This is a genomic window from Sphingomonas sp. S-NIH.Pt15_0812, assembly GCF_003951315.1.
GTDB lineage: Bacteria > Pseudomonadota > Alphaproteobacteria > Sphingomonadales > Sphingomonadaceae > Sphingomonas.
Genome location: NZ_QLJH01000035.1, coordinates 13,085 through 30,486, shown reverse-complemented (window position 1 = coordinate 30,486; position 17,402 = coordinate 13,085). Strand labels below are relative to the sequence as shown.

The 17,402-nt window shown below is 62.7% G+C and carries 11 protein-coding genes and 1 pseudogene; 3 read left to right on the top strand and 9 right to left on the bottom strand.

What is annotated here, in order from left to right; all coding sequences use genetic code 11:
• Positions 1-173, top strand: a 173-nt coding sequence (locus tag BRX43_RS17105) for an integrase core domain-containing protein (protein ID WP_206433231.1), incomplete at its 5' end; no start/stop codon positions are given.
• Between the two features lie 30 nt (positions 174-203).
• Here the strand turns inward: BRX43_RS17105 and BRX43_RS21035 are convergent.
• The 6 genes and pseudogenes from BRX43_RS21035 to BRX43_RS17075 form a co-directional block, all read right to left on the bottom strand.
• Positions 204-317, bottom strand: a pseudogene (locus BRX43_RS21035) (IS481 family transposase); the annotation flags it as partial.
• Positions 318-407: 90 nt separating this feature from the next.
• Entirely contained in the window at positions 408-3,590 is a 3,183-nt protein-coding gene (locus BRX43_RS17095; protein ID WP_241215029.1) for a glycoside hydrolase family 2 TIM barrel-domain containing protein, read from the bottom strand.
• Positions 3,569-4,927, bottom strand: a complete 1,359-nt coding sequence (locus BRX43_RS17090; protein ID WP_241215028.1) for a family 43 glycosylhydrolase — start codon at positions 4,925-4,927, stop codon at positions 3,569-3,571. Before BRX43_RS17090 ends, BRX43_RS17095 begins: the two co-directional genes overlap by 22 nt.
• Positions 4,924-6,234 carry a sugar porter family MFS transporter gene (locus BRX43_RS17085; protein WP_125996295.1) on the bottom strand — a complete coding sequence of 437 codons (1,311 nt, stop codon included), beginning with the start codon at positions 6,232-6,234 and terminating at the stop codon, positions 4,924-4,926. The genes BRX43_RS17090 and BRX43_RS17085 overlap by 4 nt, the downstream gene beginning before the upstream one ends.
• A gap of 83 nt (positions 6,235-6,317) precedes the next feature.
• Positions 6,318-9,170, bottom strand: a complete 2,853-nt coding sequence (locus BRX43_RS17080; RefSeq protein ID WP_125996294.1) for a TonB-dependent receptor — start codon at positions 9,168-9,170, stop codon at positions 6,318-6,320.
• A gap of 55 nt (positions 9,171-9,225) precedes the next feature.
• The gene (locus BRX43_RS17075) at positions 9,226-10,371 is read right to left on the bottom strand and encodes a mannonate dehydratase (RefSeq protein WP_125996293.1); all 1,146 of its coding nucleotides are present in this window, start codon (positions 10,369-10,371) and stop codon (positions 9,226-9,228) included.
• Positions 10,372-10,734: 363 nt separating this feature from the next.
• On the opposite strand from BRX43_RS17075, the gene kdgD reads away from it, so the two are divergent.
• The gene (kdgD, locus tag BRX43_RS17070) at positions 10,735-11,649 is read left to right on the top strand and encodes a 5-dehydro-4-deoxyglucarate dehydratase (protein WP_346962870.1); all 915 of its coding nucleotides are present in this window, start codon (positions 10,735-10,737) and stop codon (positions 11,647-11,649) included.
• Positions 11,650-11,683: 34 nt separating this feature from the next.
• Positions 11,684-12,571 (top strand): LysR substrate-binding domain-containing protein, encoded by an 888-nt coding sequence (locus BRX43_RS17065; RefSeq protein WP_125996291.1) that lies wholly within the window; start codon positions 11,684-11,686, stop codon positions 12,569-12,571.
• Between the two features lie 210 nt (positions 12,572-12,781).
• On the opposite strand, the gene BRX43_RS17060 is transcribed toward BRX43_RS17065, so the two are convergent.
• From BRX43_RS17060 to dctA, 3 genes are all read right to left on the bottom strand, one after another.
• A complete protein-coding gene (locus tag BRX43_RS17060; protein ID WP_125996290.1) occupies positions 12,782-14,146 on the bottom strand; it encodes an MFS transporter in 1,365 nt (454 codons plus the stop codon).
• A 368-nt stretch (positions 14,147-14,514) separates the two neighbouring features.
• Positions 14,515-15,990, bottom strand: coding sequence for a carbohydrate porin (locus BRX43_RS17055; RefSeq protein WP_125996289.1), 1,476 nt, complete (start codon positions 15,988-15,990; stop codon positions 14,515-14,517).
• Positions 15,991-16,057: 67 nt separating this feature from the next.
• On the bottom strand, positions 16,058-17,377 hold the full coding sequence (gene dctA, locus BRX43_RS17050; RefSeq protein ID WP_125996288.1) for a C4-dicarboxylate transporter DctA: 1,320 nt from the start codon (positions 17,375-17,377) through the stop codon (positions 16,058-16,060).
• Positions 17,378-17,402 lie beyond the last annotated feature (25 nt).

The window sequence follows — 17,402 nt, the reverse complement described above, 5'->3', positions numbered from 1 at the left end:
AAGCAAGGGTACTGATCGAGGCGTGGCGCCGTCACTACAACACCGTCCGGCCGCACAGCAGCCTGGGCTACCGGCCGCCCGCACCACAAGCGGCGACACCGCCATTGCCGGCCTCCGGTTCCGCTTCGCTCCACCTACGACCGGCAATGGCGGCGGAGACGACAATGCACTAACTAATAACCCGGACCACCCGATGGGGGCTGCTCAGGGTTGATCCCCAGCTCGCGACTCAGCGTCGCGAGCGAAGCTTGCGATCGCTGTATTGCTGCTCGGACGGCGTGCGTGGTCGTGGCGCACCCATGACGAACTTGTCCCATACCGCATCCTTCCATTCCAACGAAAGGATCGCACCATCAAACCGTGGGATCAAACACCTAAAGCGATGCTGATATCTCGCCTATCTATAATCAATCTTTAAACACAGGAGACAATCGTATAATGAAACGAATGGGGGCTACTGGAATACGGTACTTGAGCAATGGCCGCCCTTGTGCATTCCAGGTAGTATCGCCACCCAATCCGGATTGCAGCGCATCAACCAAGACGGTAATATGGCTGCGGGGTACGATATCCGTGCTCTTACGCGTTCCGGGAGCCCGGCGCGCGAGATCTTCATAGGGGAACGCGAGTGCATTCATTGACAGTGGATGATCGCCAACCAGCTTGAGCCCAGTCTGGCCGTCGCCGTCCAGCGTCATCCAGCGGACATCGCTTTTGGTGCCGGTTTCCTGGGGACGCATATAGTCGTGGTTCTGATCGGCGATGGCGCCGTGCCACAGGCCGATCGCCGCGCTGGTCTTGCGATCGGCATAATTCTCGTGCGGGCCACGGCCATACCATTCAACGGTCCGGAATCGGTTCGGGGCAGCAAACTGGAAGCCGATCCGGAGTGGGTCCGAAAGGTCCGTCCGCAGCGGCGTGAACTCGCCAGTGATATCAACGCTGCCGTCGCTCTGCATCGTGTAGCGGGTGGTGAAGCGCACTGCATTGCCGCCCATGACATAGCGCACGGTGATCACCGCTGCACCCGAACCGATGCGCTCCGCCTTGACGGACTCGACCGTGCGCGCGGCAGACATGGCCAGCCATGGTGCGTTCGCGGCCTCGCCTCGCGTGCCGATATCATTGTCGGTCAGCGCCCGCGCGAAATTCGGCGCGCCGCCGCTGAGTAACTCGTCACGCCCAGCTCGGTAGCTGGCGATCAGGCCAGTCCTTTGGTCGATCGTTAGGCTGACGTCACCAGCAGTCAATGCGATCATCCCGCCGATTTCCTGCAAGGTCGTGCGACCGCGCGGTATCGTGATGAGCGCCGGGATGGGTGTACCCAGCCCGAACTGGTCCCAGCCGACGACGTGTCCCGCCGGCACCAGTGGGATCGTTCCGGTCTTCGCGCGGGCGCGGATCGTGACCAAATACTCCGCGCCCGGTTTGGGCGGCAATTTCGGTAATGACAGCGTGAACGGCTCGGTCGCATGCGCAGCGGTATGCAGCGCCGGAATTGCGCCTTGCGCGATGGGAACGCCGTTCTCGTTCACCGTCCAATCGAGATCGTAGCCGGACAGGTCACGGAAATCGTTGCGATTGGTGACGGTGAACCGTCCCGCGACCGCATCAACTGCGGCGAAGTGGACGGGTGCGTACACCTTCTGCACCTCGAACAGCTGCGGATGCGGGCTGCGATCGGGATTGAGCAGGCCGTCGCCGAACTCGATCTCGCCGCCGGGGTTGGGACCGTATTCGCCGCCATCGCCCCAGTACCGCCGGCCATCCTTGGTGTACCGGTACATCGACTGGTCGACCCAGTCCCAGATGAAACCACCCTGCAACCGATCGGGCCGCGCATAGATCGTGTCCCAATATTCCTTGAAATTGCCGCCCGAATTGCCCTGCATATGAGCATATTCTGACTGAATCATCGGTTGCTTGAATTCGGTATGCGTCGCGTAGTCGAGCATCCTAGCGGGGCTGTCGTACATCGGCGCATAGATGTCAGCGTACGCATTCGGCCGGAAATCGTTGATCTGGCTGTAGCCTAGATACGAGATCAACCGGGTCGGATCGATCGCGCGTGCGGCTGCAGCGGCCTTTTCAAAGCTGGGACCAGTGCCCGCTTCGTTGCCGAGCGACCAGAAGATGATCGAGGGATGGTTCTTGTCGCGCTCGACCATGTTGGTGACGCGGCTGACATGCGCGGCTTCCCAGGCTGGGTCGTAACCGATCTGGATGCTCTCGGGTGAACGTCCACCGCGGTTGGCCGCGGACATATAGGCGTGGCTCTCGATATTGGCCTCGTCCATCACGTAGAGGCCGTACTCGTCGGCCAGGTCGTAGAGGCGCTCGTCGTTTGGATAATGTGAGGTGCGCAGTGCGTTGACGTTGTTGAGCTTCATCAGCTCAATATCGCGGCGCATCGACGCGAGCGAGATGACGTGGAAGGTCTCAGGGTCGTGCTCGTGCCGGTTGACGCCGCGGATCGTGATCGGCTTGCCGTTGACCGTGACGAGGCCGTTCTGGATCGCCACGCTGCGGAAACCAATGCGGCGAGCGGTCGCCTGCACGGTGTTGCCGTTGCGGTCGAGCAACTCAACGAGCAGCGTGTAGAGATTAGGCGTTTCTGCGGTCCAGGGGCGGATGCCGGGGATGGTGCCGGTGAGCGCCAGCTTTGCGCCGGTTGCGAGCGCGGTTTTCGTCAGCAGCGTGTGATCGCCGTCGATCACGGTCGCGCGGACGGTGTGGCCGCGCGCCGCCGCCGTCAGGTCGAGCGCGACGTTGAGCGTGCCGTCGTGGTAGTCGTTACTGAGGCCGCCCTTGACGAACGTGTCGGCGACCCGGGCTCTGGGCGCCGCTATCAGATAGACCGAGCGTTCGATGCCCGAAACGCGCCAGAAATCCTGGTCCTCAAGATAGCTCCCATCCGACCACCGATAGACCTGGATCGCGACGCTGTTGCGGCCAGGCTTGACCCAGCGGGTGACGTCGAACTCGGACGGCAGCTTGCTGTCCTCTGAATAGCCGACCTTGCAACCGTTGACCCAGACGTAATAGGCCGAGCCCGCCGCGCCGATGTGGAGGATGACATCGCTGCCCTTCCAGTCGCGCGGCACCTCGACATCACGGCGGTACGAGCCGACCGGGTTGGTGGCATGCGGGATCAGCGGGCGATTGGCGGGGAAGGGATACGTGACGTTGTTGAACCGTGCCTGGTCATAGCCCTCGGCCTGCCAATCGGCGGGGACCTTGATCTCCTTCCACCGCGACACGTCGTAGGAAGGGCTCGCGAAATCCTTCGGTGCCTTGTCAGCATCGGGCGAGAAGGCGAACTTCCACTGGCCGTCGAGCGTCACGAACCGCGTTGAGCGTTCCATCGTCCCGTCGAGTGCGGTCTTGCGAGTCTCGAAAGGGAAGCCGGTGGCGCGCGCGCGCTCCTTGCCGATCGCGAAGACCGCAGGATTTTCCCAATCAGGCCGGTCTGCTGAGACCTGTGGCTGAACCGGCACGGCGACTGGCGAGCGCTGCGCGGTGACGGGCGCGGCGGACAGCAGCAGCGTGACGAGGAGCGGACGGTAGATCATTGTGTCGGCCAATTCCATTCGAGGATGTCGGCACCCTGCGGGAAGACTAGCCGAACGAAGCGAGTTTTAGAGATGGCGGGAAGCGTGATCGGCGAGCCGCGGGCAGGGCGTTCGGCCGCGATATGTCGCCAGGCCTTACCGTCCAGCGAGGCTTCGATACTAAAGCTGATCGTCGCGGTTGGGTAGGCCGGGCGGAGCGTCGTGACGCCAATGGCTTTCACTGTGCCAAGATCAGCCTGCAACCACGCTGCGCCAGGGTTGGAGCGCCAACTCGTGGCGTAATTATCATCGCCAGCCGCGGTAGCGGAATGGGAGAGGTCAGCGGAGCCCGACGCGGTCAGCCGGCCGAGCCTTGCTCCGGATCGCTTTACAGCAGTGCCGGGAACATCGGCACCGCGATGTGTGGAGACGATTGCCAAGCGATCCCCCGAGACTGTGAGCCGATCGACCGCAATCTGGCGCAGCACAATGTCGCCGACTGGCGTGAACGGAAGCGCCTGCCGGTGGTAAAGGGCGAAATCTTCGCCCCCCGCACTGAAGATCGCGTGGTGGCCAGGGCTGAAAATCTGCCGTTTGGCATCCGTCGCAAGTAGAGGCGTGTCAGACATCTCGCGGAACGGTCCCATCGGCGAGCTGCCGACCGCATAGCGCAGCTGGTACGTATCCTTGGTCGTGTTGCCGAAAGAGTAGGTGAGAAAGTATCGTCCACCACGCTTCATCATGAACGGGGCTTCCAAATAATGCGCCGGGGTGACGTCGCGGAGTTCACCCTCGAACGTCACCATGTCGGGCTTAAGCTTCACCACAAAGCAGTGGCCATTGACCCAGTTCAGCCCCGATCCCCAATAGAGATAGGCTTGGCCGTCGTCGTCGACGAACGCCTCGGCGTCGATCATGTGCAGGCCGGGGCGGAAGTTGCGCGGGATCAGCGGCTTGCCGCCGTTCGCGTCGCGCCACGGTCCGGCGGGACGATCCGCAGTGCCGACCCAAATCTCGTTGCCGATCGACACGTACATCCAGAATTTGCCATCGCGACCCTTTACGACCGACGGTGCCCAGACCTTGCTTTTGCCCGACGTCGGGCTGGTTGCAGCGGCTTTGGTCGGCCAGTTCGGCGTCTCGAAGGTCCAGTCGCGAAAGTTGCGCGAGCGCCACAGCCCGAGTGTGTCGGCGCCCCACGGATCAATCGTCGCAAAGACGAACCACTCGTCCCCATCGCGGATGATCGACGGGTCGGCGAAATAGCCGGGCAACAGCGGATTGCGCATGCCCGGATCCAGTGCACCGTCCCGGCCGAGCGCGGGGGCGGGTGCCATCGCCAGCAGACCGGCGATCAGCAGCCAAGCGTGGTTCACAATGCGGTCTCGATCGCTTCGAGCGAGCGGCGCTTGGTCTCGGGGAAGAACGCGAGGACTACCGCAAACTGAAGCGCCATCATGCCTGCGAACAGGATAAACGGTGCGCCGCGCGAGTAAGCGGCAACCAGCGGGAACGCCATCGCGATGATCGCGTCCATGAACCAGTGCGTCGACGAGCCAAGGCTTTGCCCGCGCGAGCGGACGTCGGTTGGAAAAATTTCGCTGATATACACCCAGATCACTGCGCCCTGCGAAAAGGCGAAGAAAGCGATGAAGCCGATCAGCAACCACAACAGCATGTCCTGATGCTGGCCGCTGAGGAGCACATAGGCGACCCCCGACAGCATGACGGTCAGCCCTGCCGCACCGATCAGCAACAACGTCTTGCGGCCGATCCTGTCAATCACGGTGAGCGCGAGCGCGGTGAAGAACAGGTTGCACGCGCCGATCACGATCGCTTGGCGGTCCGCCGAGACGTTGTCGAACCCGGCAGCGGCGAAGATGTCGTTGAGGTAATACAGGATTGCGTTGATGCCGGAGAGCTGGTTGAACGACGCGATCGCGAAGGCGAGCATCATCGGGCGACGATGGCGCGCCCAGCTCAGCCGCGGTTTCCGCGCTGCGGCGGCGACGTGCGACTGCCGATAGCTGGCGATGTCGGCGGCGGGGTCCGCTACGTCGAGCGACCGCAATACGGCTTCCGCTTCGGCCTCACGCCCACGTGCGGCGAGCCAGCGCGGACTGTCCGGGATCGTGAACATCATCGCCAGCAACAGCAAAGCGGGTAGCGCGGTCACGCCGAACTTCACGTGCCAGTCGAGCGCGCCCAAGTCCATACCGGTGACGATCGCGTTGCTGAGGTAGGCGACCAGGATGCCGAGCACGATATTGAGCTGGAACGCCCCGACCATCATGCCACGCTTTTCGGCTGGCGCGATCTCGGCGATGTAGACGGGAGCGAGGACGGACGATGCGCCGACAGCGAATCCGGCGAGCATGCGGAAGGCGAGCAGCGCACCCCAGTTCCACGCGGCGAAACAGCCGATACCCGAGACCAGGTAGATCAGCGCGATGACTTTCAGCGAAGTCCGCGCGCCATGGCGATCGCCGGGCGCACCCGCGAAGAGCGCGCCGGCAAGCGTACCCCAAAGTGCGCTGGAGACCGTGATGCCGACTCCGGCTGCGTCAAGTCCGAACGCGGTGCGGATGCCTTCGGTGGTGCCGGCGATCACCGCGGTGTCAAACCCGAACAACAGGCCGGCGAGCGCTCCGACCAGGACGCCGCGGAACAGGGTTGCATTCATACGTCTTGGCTCCAGTAGTCAGATTCGCCGACATTCCCTCCTGCAATCCTCCCCCTTAAAGGAGAGGATCGTCAAACATCCGATCAGAACGTGAAGCGTACGCCGGCGCGGAAGGTGCGGCCGATCGAGTCGAAGTCCTGAACGCCCGACGGGCCGTTCGAGACATACGGATTGATCAGCTGGTTGAAGACGTTGGTGACGCTCAGATACGTCTCGACGTCGCCGCCTATCGGCAGCTTGTAGCCAATCCGCGTGTCGACCAGCAATTGGCCGTTGAAGTGACGTTGCGCGAGGTCGGTCGGCAAGGTCGCCTTGTCATACGCACCGCCGCCAATGAAGCGGCCTTGCGTGAAGACGCTGAACGGTGCTGTGTCGAGCTGGACCTGCCCGGTCATTCGCCAGTGCGGCGCGGTGCCGATCTGGCCGGCACGATCAACCGCGACGACGTTGGGCGTGCGCTGGATATAGCGATCGACATAATTGCCAAGCAACCGCAGCGACAGGTTCGCATCGGCTGCGATCCGGCTTTTATAACTCATCTCGAAATCAATCCCGCGGGTGTCAAACGAGGCGAGGTTCTGCGTGACCAGATCGATCTGGATCAGCTGGCCCGCATCATTGCGGCGGACGAACGCACAGCTTGCCGAACTGCCGTTGAAGCAGTCGTCGAGCGTCTGCTGGAACGACAGCGAGGCGATCGCGTCTTTGATCCGAATGTCGTAGAAATCGATCGAGGCATTGAACCCGCGCAGGAACGCCGGCGAATAGACCGCGCCGAACGTCGTGGTCTTCGCGACTTCAGGAGTCAGGTTGAGGTTGCCGAGCACAACCGATCGCACGTTAGTCGCGGTGCTGTTGGTCGCGCGGTCGAACACCTGTGGCTGGAAGCTGGTCGTGCCGCGCTGGAACAGCTCGTAGAGGCTAGGTGCGCGGATATCGCGCGAGCGCGTACCGCGGAAGCGGAGTTCGTTGTTGATCGCCCATGTCAGGCCCGCCTTCCAGGTCGTCACCGATCCGCTGGTGGTGTAATGTGTGCGCCGCACCGCACCGTTGAAATCGAGCGCCTTGAAAAGATTGACGTCGCGGAGCAGCGGCACGTCGACTTCGAGGAAGCCCTCGGTCACTTCATATTTGCCGCTCTGCGCCTTGGCGTTGCCGACGCGGTAGGCACCCTCGGCGTTGGTGACCGGATTGAACGCCTCGGACAGCGCATCGACAGTCTGGTTGAAGCTCTGCTTGCGGTATTCAAGGCCCGCTGCGAAACCGACGTCGCCCGCCCAGTTCTGGAACGCCGTGCCGGCGATCGAGCCGGCCGCAACGAATTCCTTGAAGCGCTGGTCGGCAGTGTTGGTGCCTGTGACGTAGTTCACGGCTGCGTCGGTCGGCGCGTGGAAGCCGAATACGTTGACGGGGACGCAACCGTTGCCGGGCGTGGTCAGCGTCGAGCGACAGACGATCTGGCCGTTCGCCGGGTTGACCACCGCATCAGCGGCGTTGACATAATTTTGCTGGATAAGGTCGTAGTCGAGCGCGAGATGGCGGTCGTTGCGCGCCGCCTCGACATAGGTGTTCCACTTCAACCCGCTCAGCACCGTGCCTTCGAGACCCAGTACGCCGCGGAACGTCTCATTGTCAGCGTTGACCTGCGTGCGTGGCAGGTCGTCGTCATACCGCCCCATCGTCAGCGTCTGCGTGCCAAGAGCGGTCATGCGATCACGGATGCTGGTCGGCAGATAGGCGTTGTCGCGACGGATTATGAGCGCTGTGGTGCCGATCTGGTTGCTGTACGAGCCGACCTGATAGTCGTTGTGCGTCTTGCCGTAATTGCCCTCCGCGAACACTGTAACCGCGTCGCTCAGATCGTAACTCGCCCGCATATAGGCGATGTGCTTTTCCAATTCGGAGATCAGCGGGGCGAACTGCGGGCGCGGGCCGCTGCCGCCGATCATCGTCGAGTTGGTCAGGCTGGTGCCGTAGATGAAGGGGATCGGCTGGCCGCTCGCGTCGAAGGTCGTGCCGCGGAATGCAGTTGGCCCGGTGATCAGACCTCCGAAGGTTGCGTTGGCTACGCGCACGTCACAGGCGAATTCGCGCGATGTGGCAGAACCGGCGGGAAGCGCGATCGGCTGGCAGCTTTTGCGTGAATAGCTGCGGCTTAGGCGATCCTCGACGCCTTCATTACGGAAAAATTCACCGCTAACCAGGAAATGACCGCGACCGCCGGCGAACGGCGTGCCGTAGGCGATCTCGTATTTCTGCTCCGCATTGTCGCCATAGGTGGTGACGCCACCCTGGATCGTGCCGGTCAGCCCGGTGAACTTCTTGTTGATGATAAAGTTGACAACGCCGGCGACCGCGTCGGAGCCATAGGCCGCCGAGGCACCGCCGGTGACGACCTCGACGCGCTCGACTAGCGCCTGTGGGAACAGATTGGTGTCGACCTGGCCGCTGCCGTCGTTGGGTATGAAGCGGCGACCATCGAACAGCGTCAGCGTGCGCGTCGGGCCGAGGTTGCGTAAATTGAGGTATGCTCCGCCCTGGCCGCTCGACGTCTGCGCTCCGCGCGGACCAACCGAGGAGGAGAGCGCGGGGAGTTGCTTCAGCGCTTCGCCGAGCGTCGTGGGGATGGCGGCGTTAAGCTGCGTCGCGCTGGCGACGGTGACCGGTGTCGGCGCGCCGAAGCCATTTGCGGGAATGCGACTGCCGGTGACGACGATGTCCGCATCTGCGGTCTCGCTGGGGGCAGGGCCTGCCGAGCTAATCTGCGCTGTGCCGGTGTCAGCGGCAGGCGACGTGCCGTCGGCGGTCACGCTGGCCGAAGGCGACGCGGCTGGGACTGCCGGTTGCGGCTGTGGCTGGACCTGTGCGGTCGCGGTGCCGGCGATGGTCATGGCAAGCGCCGAGGCGCCGCAGATTGCGGTCTTGCGGTTGATCATGTCTTTCCTCCCCTGGGTGGCGGGCTTCTGCCTGCCGTTATGTTTGTGACGGCCTTCAGGCCGATCTTTGCGCAGACTGCAGCAGCCCACGGATGTAGCCGTAACAAAAGGCAAAATTTTCAGCCCGCGGCGTCCAGACCGGCTTGCCGTCGACGACGAGTGGATCGTCCATCCCTGGTACGTGATCGGGCATGATCATCCCATCATACCCGACCTCAGCATAGGTGCGCAGCGCGCGGACCATGTCGATGTCACCCTCGTCAGGGAAGGTCTCGTTGAACTTGTCGCGCGCACCGTGGATGTTGCGAAAATGGACGTTGAAAATTTTTTTCCGTTCGCCGAACCAGCGGATCACATCGAATATCTGGTTGGCGGGGTCGGTGAGGTTCTCGCAGACTGAGCCCTGGCAAAAGTTAAGGCCGTGATACGGACTTTCGTTGATCATTACGAAGCGTTTGAGGCCCTCGATCGTGCCGAGCACGTTGTCGATACCCTGGTAGCCGCCCGGTGGCGTGCCGGGGTCCTGCGGATGACAGGCTATCCGCACCTTGGTCTCGTTTGCGATCGGCACGATCCGGTCGAGGAAGTAGGTGATGCGTTTCCAGAACTCAGTTGCGTCAACCCGGCCGGCGCGGGTGAGCGGGGTCGGCGGCTTGGCCTTCGCCAGGTCCCAGCCAAAATATTTCGAACCGCCACGTCCGTTGACGGGAGCTGTGCGCAGCACGCCGAGCAAGCTCATGTTATATTTGACGCACGGGATGCCGACTGCGGCGCAGTTGCGTAGCGTGGTGGCGAACGCCTCGATCTCGCGGTCGCGGTCGGGGTCCTGCCCAAGCATGATGCCGGGGTGCTTCTCGCGGTCGATGTGCGTGGAATTGAGGATCTCGGGTTCGAGCATGTCGAGGCTTAGCCCGTGGCGCTGTGCCATCTGCTTCAGCGTCATGAGTTCGGCGGCCGTCGGGTACATCCGCCCATCGGCGACCGTGGCGCGTCCCGAGATGTTGCGGACGCCGTAGCGCGCGAAAACTTCGAAATGGGCGTCGGTGGATGGCATGCTCTGGCAGCCGAGTTTCATCCGGTACTGGCTAGGGGCGGGCTGCGTAGTGTTGCGGCGCGACTGCGCCTTTGCCTCCGTGGCCTCACCGATCACCGACAGCGAAGCGGCGGCACCGGTACCCAGCATGAACGTGCGACGATGCATCCAGTCCTCCCCTCAATGTCGGCGGCGGATGATTCCGTTCGTCCGGTCCGGCCATTGCTGGCCTGGACGAAGCCTATTGCATCCGGACTAAACCGAATTCCATTGCCAATCCTGGATCGGTCGATGCAATTTGGGACCAGACGAATGATAATACCATCAAATCTACCGCAAAGTCAGGCTGCTAAGGCATCATCGTAGCTTGCGCAGGCTCGATCATGCTAACCACGGCATCGATCGATTGCACCTTTGGAATGGACCGCATGATACCCCTGCCATAGAGCCGGCGATCAGTGATCCAGCGTCGGCGGACAAGGTTCGACGCGGCAGGGGAGGCAGCATAGAATGGCATTTGATCCTACAGACGTGGCGAAGACGATTGGCGGCGGCTTGTTGTCGTTCCCCGTTACGCATTTTGACGCAGCGGGAGCGTTCCTCGAAAGTCCGTACCGCGCGCATTGTGCTTGGATGCTCGAGCATGACCTTGCCGGGCTGTTCGCCGCCGGGGGCACGGGCGAGTTCTTCTCACTAACGCCGACCGAGGTTATCGACGTCGTCGCGGCCGCAGTTGCGGAAGCCAAGGGAAAGCTGCCCGTCATCTCGGGCTGCGGCTACGGCACCGCGATCGCCTGTGAGATCGCGCGCGGCGCCGAGCGCGTCGGCGCCGACGGGTTGTTGCTGCTACCGCCGTATCTGACGACGTCCAACCAGGAAGGCCTCGGCGCACATATCGACGCGGTATGTAAGTCGACCGGGCTTGCCGTCATCGTCTACAACCGTGACAACGCGATCGTCAACGACGAGACGCTGGCACGGGCTTGTGATCGCAACTCCAATCTGGTCGGCTATAAGGATGGGGTCGGCGATATCGAACTAATGGCGCGGATCTACTCGCGGATGGGCGACCGGCTTACCTATATCGGTGGCCTGCCGACCGCCGAGACGTTCGCAACGCCCTACCTGACTATGGGTGTCACGACCTATTCGTCGGCGATCTTCAACTTCATGCCCGAATGGGCGCTCGATTTCTACAAGGCGGTGCGCACCGGGGATCATGCCAAGGTGCAGGCCAAACTAGGCGATTTCGTGCTGCCATATATCGCGATCCGCAACCGCAGCCGCGGCTATGCGGTGTCAATCGTCAAGGCGGGCATGCGCGTCGTCGGCCGCGATGCAGGGCCGGTGCGCACACCGCTGACTGACCTGACTACGGACGAGGAGCGCGACCTTGCCGCATTGATTGCCAAGGCCACGCCAGACGCCGTCAAGCAGGCGGCGTGACATTCTGATGGCCGGCATTCTATAGATGTCGGCCATGTTCGACCTCAGCCAGCTCCGCTGTTTCGTCGCGGCGGCCGAGGAACTGCATTTCGGCCGCGCGGCACAGCGCCTCAACATGACGCAGTCGCCGCTCAGCCGGCAGATCCAATTACTCGAACGCATTCTCGACGTGATGCTGCTCGAACGGACCAGTCGGCAGGTGCGACTGACGCCCGCGGGGAGCGCGTTCCTGATCGAAGCACGGCGTATCCTGCGGCTTGCCGAGAGCGCGGCACTGTCCGCCCGCCGGGTCGCACGCGGTGATGCGGGGCGTGTCGTGATCGGCTTCACCGCGGTGTCGGGCTACGACCTGATGCCGCGGATCGTCGCGCAGGCGATCGCGCGGCTACCCAACATCGCGCTTGAACTTCGCGAAATGGTCACGTCCGAGCAGGTCGATGCGCTGTTGACCGGGCTGATCGACGTCGCGTTCGTGCGCCCGCCAATCGACCGCCATGAGTTTGAGTCGGTGTGCGTCCTGCGTGAACCTTTGATCGCAGCGCTACCCGCGGGCGATCCGCGGCAGGCGAGGGGCGTGCTCGTCCCCGCCGATTTCGACGGCTTGCCGCTGATCATGTACGCGCGGCAGGGCGCAGGCTATTTCCACGAAATGCTGCTGAAGCTGTTCGCCGACGCCGGCGCTGAGCCGGACTATGTCCAGCATGTCACGCAGATCCATTCGATGTTAGGACTGGTTCGCGCCGGGCTCGCCGCAGCGATCGTGCCGCAGGCGGCAACCAGCCTGCACATGACTGACGTCCAGTTCCGCACGATTCAGACCGAACCAGAAAACCCTGTCGAACTAGTCATGGCATGGCACCGCGACAATTCGAATCCCGCACTTGCTCCGATGCGTCAGCTCTGCCTCGATACGTTCGGCTGACGCGCCGATCGTCAATCAGTATAAGCCCCCCCCGCCCGCTGTGTGGCATGCCAGGCTTGTTCCAAAGTTTACGGCTCCGGATTATCGAGAGAGGCTGGTTGGCGGAACAGTGGCCCCCGGAACCAGTCCGGATTGACGGAGTGGTTCGGCACGGCTGCAGTTTAAGCTCCCGAAGACGCTACAATCAATTGGAGAACGCTCCGACGCGAGTTACGCCTTGAGCTCGACCCGCTTGATAGGGCCGACCACCACCAGGAACGCGAAGATCGTCAGCAGGCAGTGTAGCCCGACGAACACCAGCGCGCCGTCAAACGATCCGGTCCCGGAAACGATGAATCCGATCACAATCGGCGTAACGATGCCGGCCACGTTGCCGAACATATTGAAGATCCCGCTCGCCACGCCCGACAGTTCGCGCGGCGCGACATCGGACATCACAGCCCAGCCGAGCGATGCGACGCCCTTGCCGAAAAACGCGACCGCCATCAGCGTGATGACAAGCCATTCCGCCTCAACGAAGACGCACGCGATGATCAGCGTTGCGAGCAACATGCCGATCACCAGCGGCGTCTTCCGCGCGATGTCGAGCGAGCCGCTGCGGCGCAACAGACTGTCCGACAGATACCCGCCGACCAAGCCACCGACGAACCCGCAGAGTGCCGGTGCCGCCGCGGCGATTCCTGCCTCCATGATGTTCAGCCCGCGTTCCTTGACGAGGTAGATCGGGAACCACGTCACGAAGAAGTATGTCAGCACGTTGATGCAGTATTGACCGAGATAGATGCCGAGCAGCATCCGGTTGGCGAGCAGCTGGCGGGCATTGTGCCAGCTGAATACCTGCTTTACTCGAGCGCCTTCCTCCATGTGGATCAGCCCACCGCCTGTCTCGATCAGCGCGAGTTCGGCGGCGTTGATGCGTGGATGGCGGACCGGGCTGCGGATGAATAGCCAAAACACCGCGGTTGCGACCAGTCCGAGCCCGCCCATCACCCAAAACACGCTGCGCCAGCCATGCTCGTGTACCAGCCAGCCCATCAACGGCGCGAACACCACCAACGAGAAATATTGCGCGGAGTTGAACACCGCCGATGCGGTGCCGCGCTCGCTGCCGGGAAACCACGCCGCGACGAGGCGAGCATTGCCTGGGAAAGAGGGCGCTTCGGCAACGCCGACCATGAAGCGCAACGCGAACAACATTGCCACTACGGGGAGCGCGACGAGCCCCGCCAGCCCCTGCATCGCGGTCAGCAGCGACCAAATTGCTATTGCACCCGCATAGACCCGCCGCGTCCCAAACCGATCAAGCAGCAACCCGCCAGGGATCTGCGCGAGCACATAGGCCCAAGCGAATGCCGACAGGATGAAGCCGGTTTGCACGGTCGAGATGCCGAGATCGTGCGATGCCGCACTGCCAGCGATCGAAAACGTCGAACGATCCGCATAGTTGAGTGACGTGATGATAAAGATCAGCGCGATGATACCGTAGCGGACCCTGGTCGGCTTGCCGCCGAGCGGCTTCGCGTCATGCTCGTAAATCACCACGTCCAATCCCTCCCGAACGCCATTTTTGTGCATGGCTATTCGCCATCATACGGGCAATAGGACGAGCAGTCCAAGCTGGTTAGCAACTCGATCCAGTCGTGGATTGGCTCGATCAAGCATCGCTTCGCTGGAGAGAGAACCGGGCGTTGCGCGGGGGTGCGCAGTTAGTGAGGCCTGTCGCCAAGCGTGCCGTTCCGCCTGATCGAAGGCGTAATCGTTCGCGATGAACGAATGACCGAAGCTGGGTAGGCCGTTGGACACGCCAAGCGTCAGCTTCTGGGTCAACGTATCGCGGCCATGCGATTATCGATTACTCGTGCAGAGGGGCACCGAGTAAGCGCCGTCATTATTTCGGTCTGCCTCCATAAGCCGAGGCGCGTCATCCGAAACAGAGACGTCGTTCATCCACCGAACAGTTGCGCCAGTTTCACGTCGATACGCACGCCGAGCACGATGGCGCTTGGAATGTTGGTCGTGCGCTTGGACGCATAAATTGGGTCGGGGTTGATGACATATTGTACGTTGGGCAGAACACGCAGACCGGGCAGGGCGGCCCAGCCGTAGTTGATTTCGCCGACGATTTCGTCGTGGTGCGGCGCGCCGGTGCCGCCCGCCTTCGCGCGCAGGTCGCGCAGATAGTCGATCTGCTGATCGCTAAAATGGGTGTTGGAGACGATGAACCCGATCGTGTCGTTATCTTGGCCCTTGAACGTCCCGGTCTTGACGAAGCCGGCGGAGGCGAACCAGTCGAGCTGCTGGACGTTGCCGACGTTCCAATAGCCGCGCGCGAACAAGGCGAGGTTGCGCTTGCTCGCGCCGGGCGCGCGCGCAATCGTCTGGTCGGCCATCGCATAGAGGCCAACGCGATTGCCGCCGAGCGCGACGCGCGGCAGGCCGGTGAGCGCCGACGAACCGCCGTTGCGATCGTAATAGAGGCTGCTGCCGCCGTCGGTGTTGAGATAGAAGCCGAGCTTGTAGCGGCGCGGTAGCCGTTCCTGTGCGAAAGTCGTTTGATAGCCCGCCTCGCCGGCAATCAGCACGCCAGTGCCCTTGCCAAGCGAGAAGTCGAGCCCGCCTTTACCGGTGGCGTTAAGTGCGTTGTTGTATTCGAACACGCCGATCTGAACATAGCGCCGTTGATCAACGGCATAGCGCGTCTTCGCGGCCCAGGAGGAATTAGGGAAGGCGGTGATGCCGATGTCGCTGATCCCGCCATAAGCGGTAAGGCAACTGGTGTTCGTCATGAATACGCAGTTGAGCGGCGAATTGTTGAAATAGCTGTTCACGGCCGCACGACCGACCATCAGGTTGAGCCTGCCGAAATCATGCTCGATGTTGAGCTGTGTCAGGCGCGGGCCGGATACCGGCCGCCAGGTCTGCTGGAAGCTGATCGAATTGCCGATTACGTCGCGGCCGAGGCTGTCGCCGGTGAACCACGCGCCCTGGACGTGGACGCGCGTATCCGACCAGCCGAGCAGCTTTTCCAGATCGAGGTCGGCCGCACCGCTGACCCAGTGCGATTCGCGCGCACCCTGGCGGACGCCGCCGACCGGATTGCCCGCGACGTTGTCGACCACATCGAGGGCGAGCGTGACGCCGTCCGCCTTGAGACCGCGGAGCGCTTTGCCGACCAAATTGTCACGCTGCCAGCGGGTAAAGCCGCGTGGGGCGGCACTCTGCTCGGCGGGTGTCGCCTCGGTCCGCCCCGACGAGAAAGCGGTCGCTGGATCGCGCACCGTTTCGCGCTCGCCCTCGCCGGTCAGCGGCGGCGCGTTGCTCGTCGGCGCCGCAGGATCAATCTGCTGCGGGGCCGTCGGGTCGGTCGAATGCGGGACCATCGCCTGGGTGGCGAGCAGGAGCGCGAGGGTGGCGGACATACGTCTCTCCTTCACCGGTCGCGACGTCGCACGAACGGTCTATGTCATTGGCGTGGGCAGGGCAGGGTCAGGCGGCGGCAATGCCCCATCGCCGCCGGGCCGAATTGGTGCCGACCGCGGCGGCGAGCGTCCGCTCGTCGAGCTTGCCTTCCCATTTGGCGATGACGATCGTCGCCACGGTGTTGCCGACGAGGTTCACGAAGGTCAGCCCTTCGGCGAGGATGCGATGGATGCCGAGGATCAGCGCGATGCTCGCCACCGGAATCGTGCCCGTCGTATTGAGCGTCGCCGCCAGCACTACGAACGCCGCTCCGGCGATCCCCGCCGCGCCCTTCGACGTGAGCAACAGCACCGCGATCAATCCCAGTTCGTGCCAGAAGGTCAGGTGCGTGTTGGTCGCCTGCGCCAGGAACACCGCGACGGTAGTGAGATACAAGCAGGTGCCGTCGAGATTGAACGAATAGCCGGCCGGAATGACGAAGCCGACGACACTCTCCTCGCAGCCGAGCTTGCGCAGCTTCAGGATCAGCCGCGGCAGCACCGTCTCGGTCGAGGTGGTGGCGGCGACGATGACGATCTCGTCCCAGATATAGCCGAGCAGGCGCCACAGGCTGACGCCGCAATACCAGGCGACCCCGCCGAGCACCGTCGCGGTAAAGACGCCGCAGACCACGAAGAACTCGAGGATCAGCTCGCCCAGCGACAGCAGCGAGGCGGTGCCGAACTGGCCGACGGTAAAGGCGATCGCGCCGAAGGCGCCGAGCGGCGCGAAATACATTATGTAGCCGATGATGCGGAAGAAGCCCTGCGATGCGCTCTCGATCACGTCGAGCACAGGCTTTGCACGCTCGCCAATCGCGGCGATGGCGATGCCGAACAGGACCGACACGAACAGCACTTGCAGCACGTGCCCTTCGGTCAGGGCACCGGCGAAGGTGGTAGGGATGATCGCCATCAGATAGCCGGTCACCGATTGGTCATGCGCCGATGCGACGTAGCTTTTGATCGATGCGGTATCAATCGCGGCGGCGTTGATGTTCATGCCGACGCCGGGTCGCCACAGATCAACTGCGACGAGACCGAAGATCAGGGCGAGGATGGTGATCGCCTCGAAATAGAGGATCGATTTGAGCGCGACCCGGCCGACTGCCTTCATGTCGTTCATGCCGGCGACGCCGTGCACGACGGTGACGAAGATAATCGGCCCGATCATCATCCGGATCAGCTTGATGAAGGCATCGCCGAATGGCTTCATCGCCACGGCGGTGCCCGGTGCGAAATGGCCAAGCAGGATGCCGATCAGCGTGCCGGCGAGCACCTGAAACCACAATTGCCTGGCGATGCCGAAGCGGCGCGCCTTCTTCTCCGTCTCTCCTATCGTCGTCATGATCGCTATTCTTTTCTCTGCTGGG

Coding starts and splice junctions, on each gene's coding strand:
- BRX43_RS17095 (WP_241215029.1), bottom strand. CDS start 3,590: ATGGAATTGGCCGACACAATGATCTACCGTCCGCTCCTCGTCACGCTG.
- BRX43_RS17085 (WP_125996295.1), bottom strand. CDS start 6,234: ATGAATGCAACCCTGTTCCGCGGCGTCCTGGTCGGAGCGCTCGCCGGC.
- BRX43_RS17080 (WP_125996294.1), bottom strand. CDS start 9,170: ATGATCAACCGCAAGACCGCAATCTGCGGCGCCTCGGCGCTTGCCATG.
- BRX43_RS17075 (WP_125996293.1), bottom strand. CDS start 10,371: ATGCATCGTCGCACGTTCATGCTGGGTACCGGTGCCGCCGCTTCGCTG.
- BRX43_RS17065 (WP_125996291.1), top strand. CDS start 11,684: ATGTTCGACCTCAGCCAGCTCCGCTGTTTCGTCGCGGCGGCCGAGGAA.
- BRX43_RS17060 (WP_125996290.1), bottom strand. CDS start 14,146: ATGCACAAAAATGGCGTTCGGGAGGGATTGGACGTGGTGATTTACGAG.
- BRX43_RS17055 (WP_125996289.1), bottom strand. CDS start 15,990: ATGTCCGCCACCCTCGCGCTCCTGCTCGCCACCCAGGCGATGGTCCCG.
- dctA (WP_125996288.1), bottom strand. CDS start 17,377: ATGACGACGATAGGAGAGACGGAGAAGAAGGCGCGCCGCTTCGGCATC.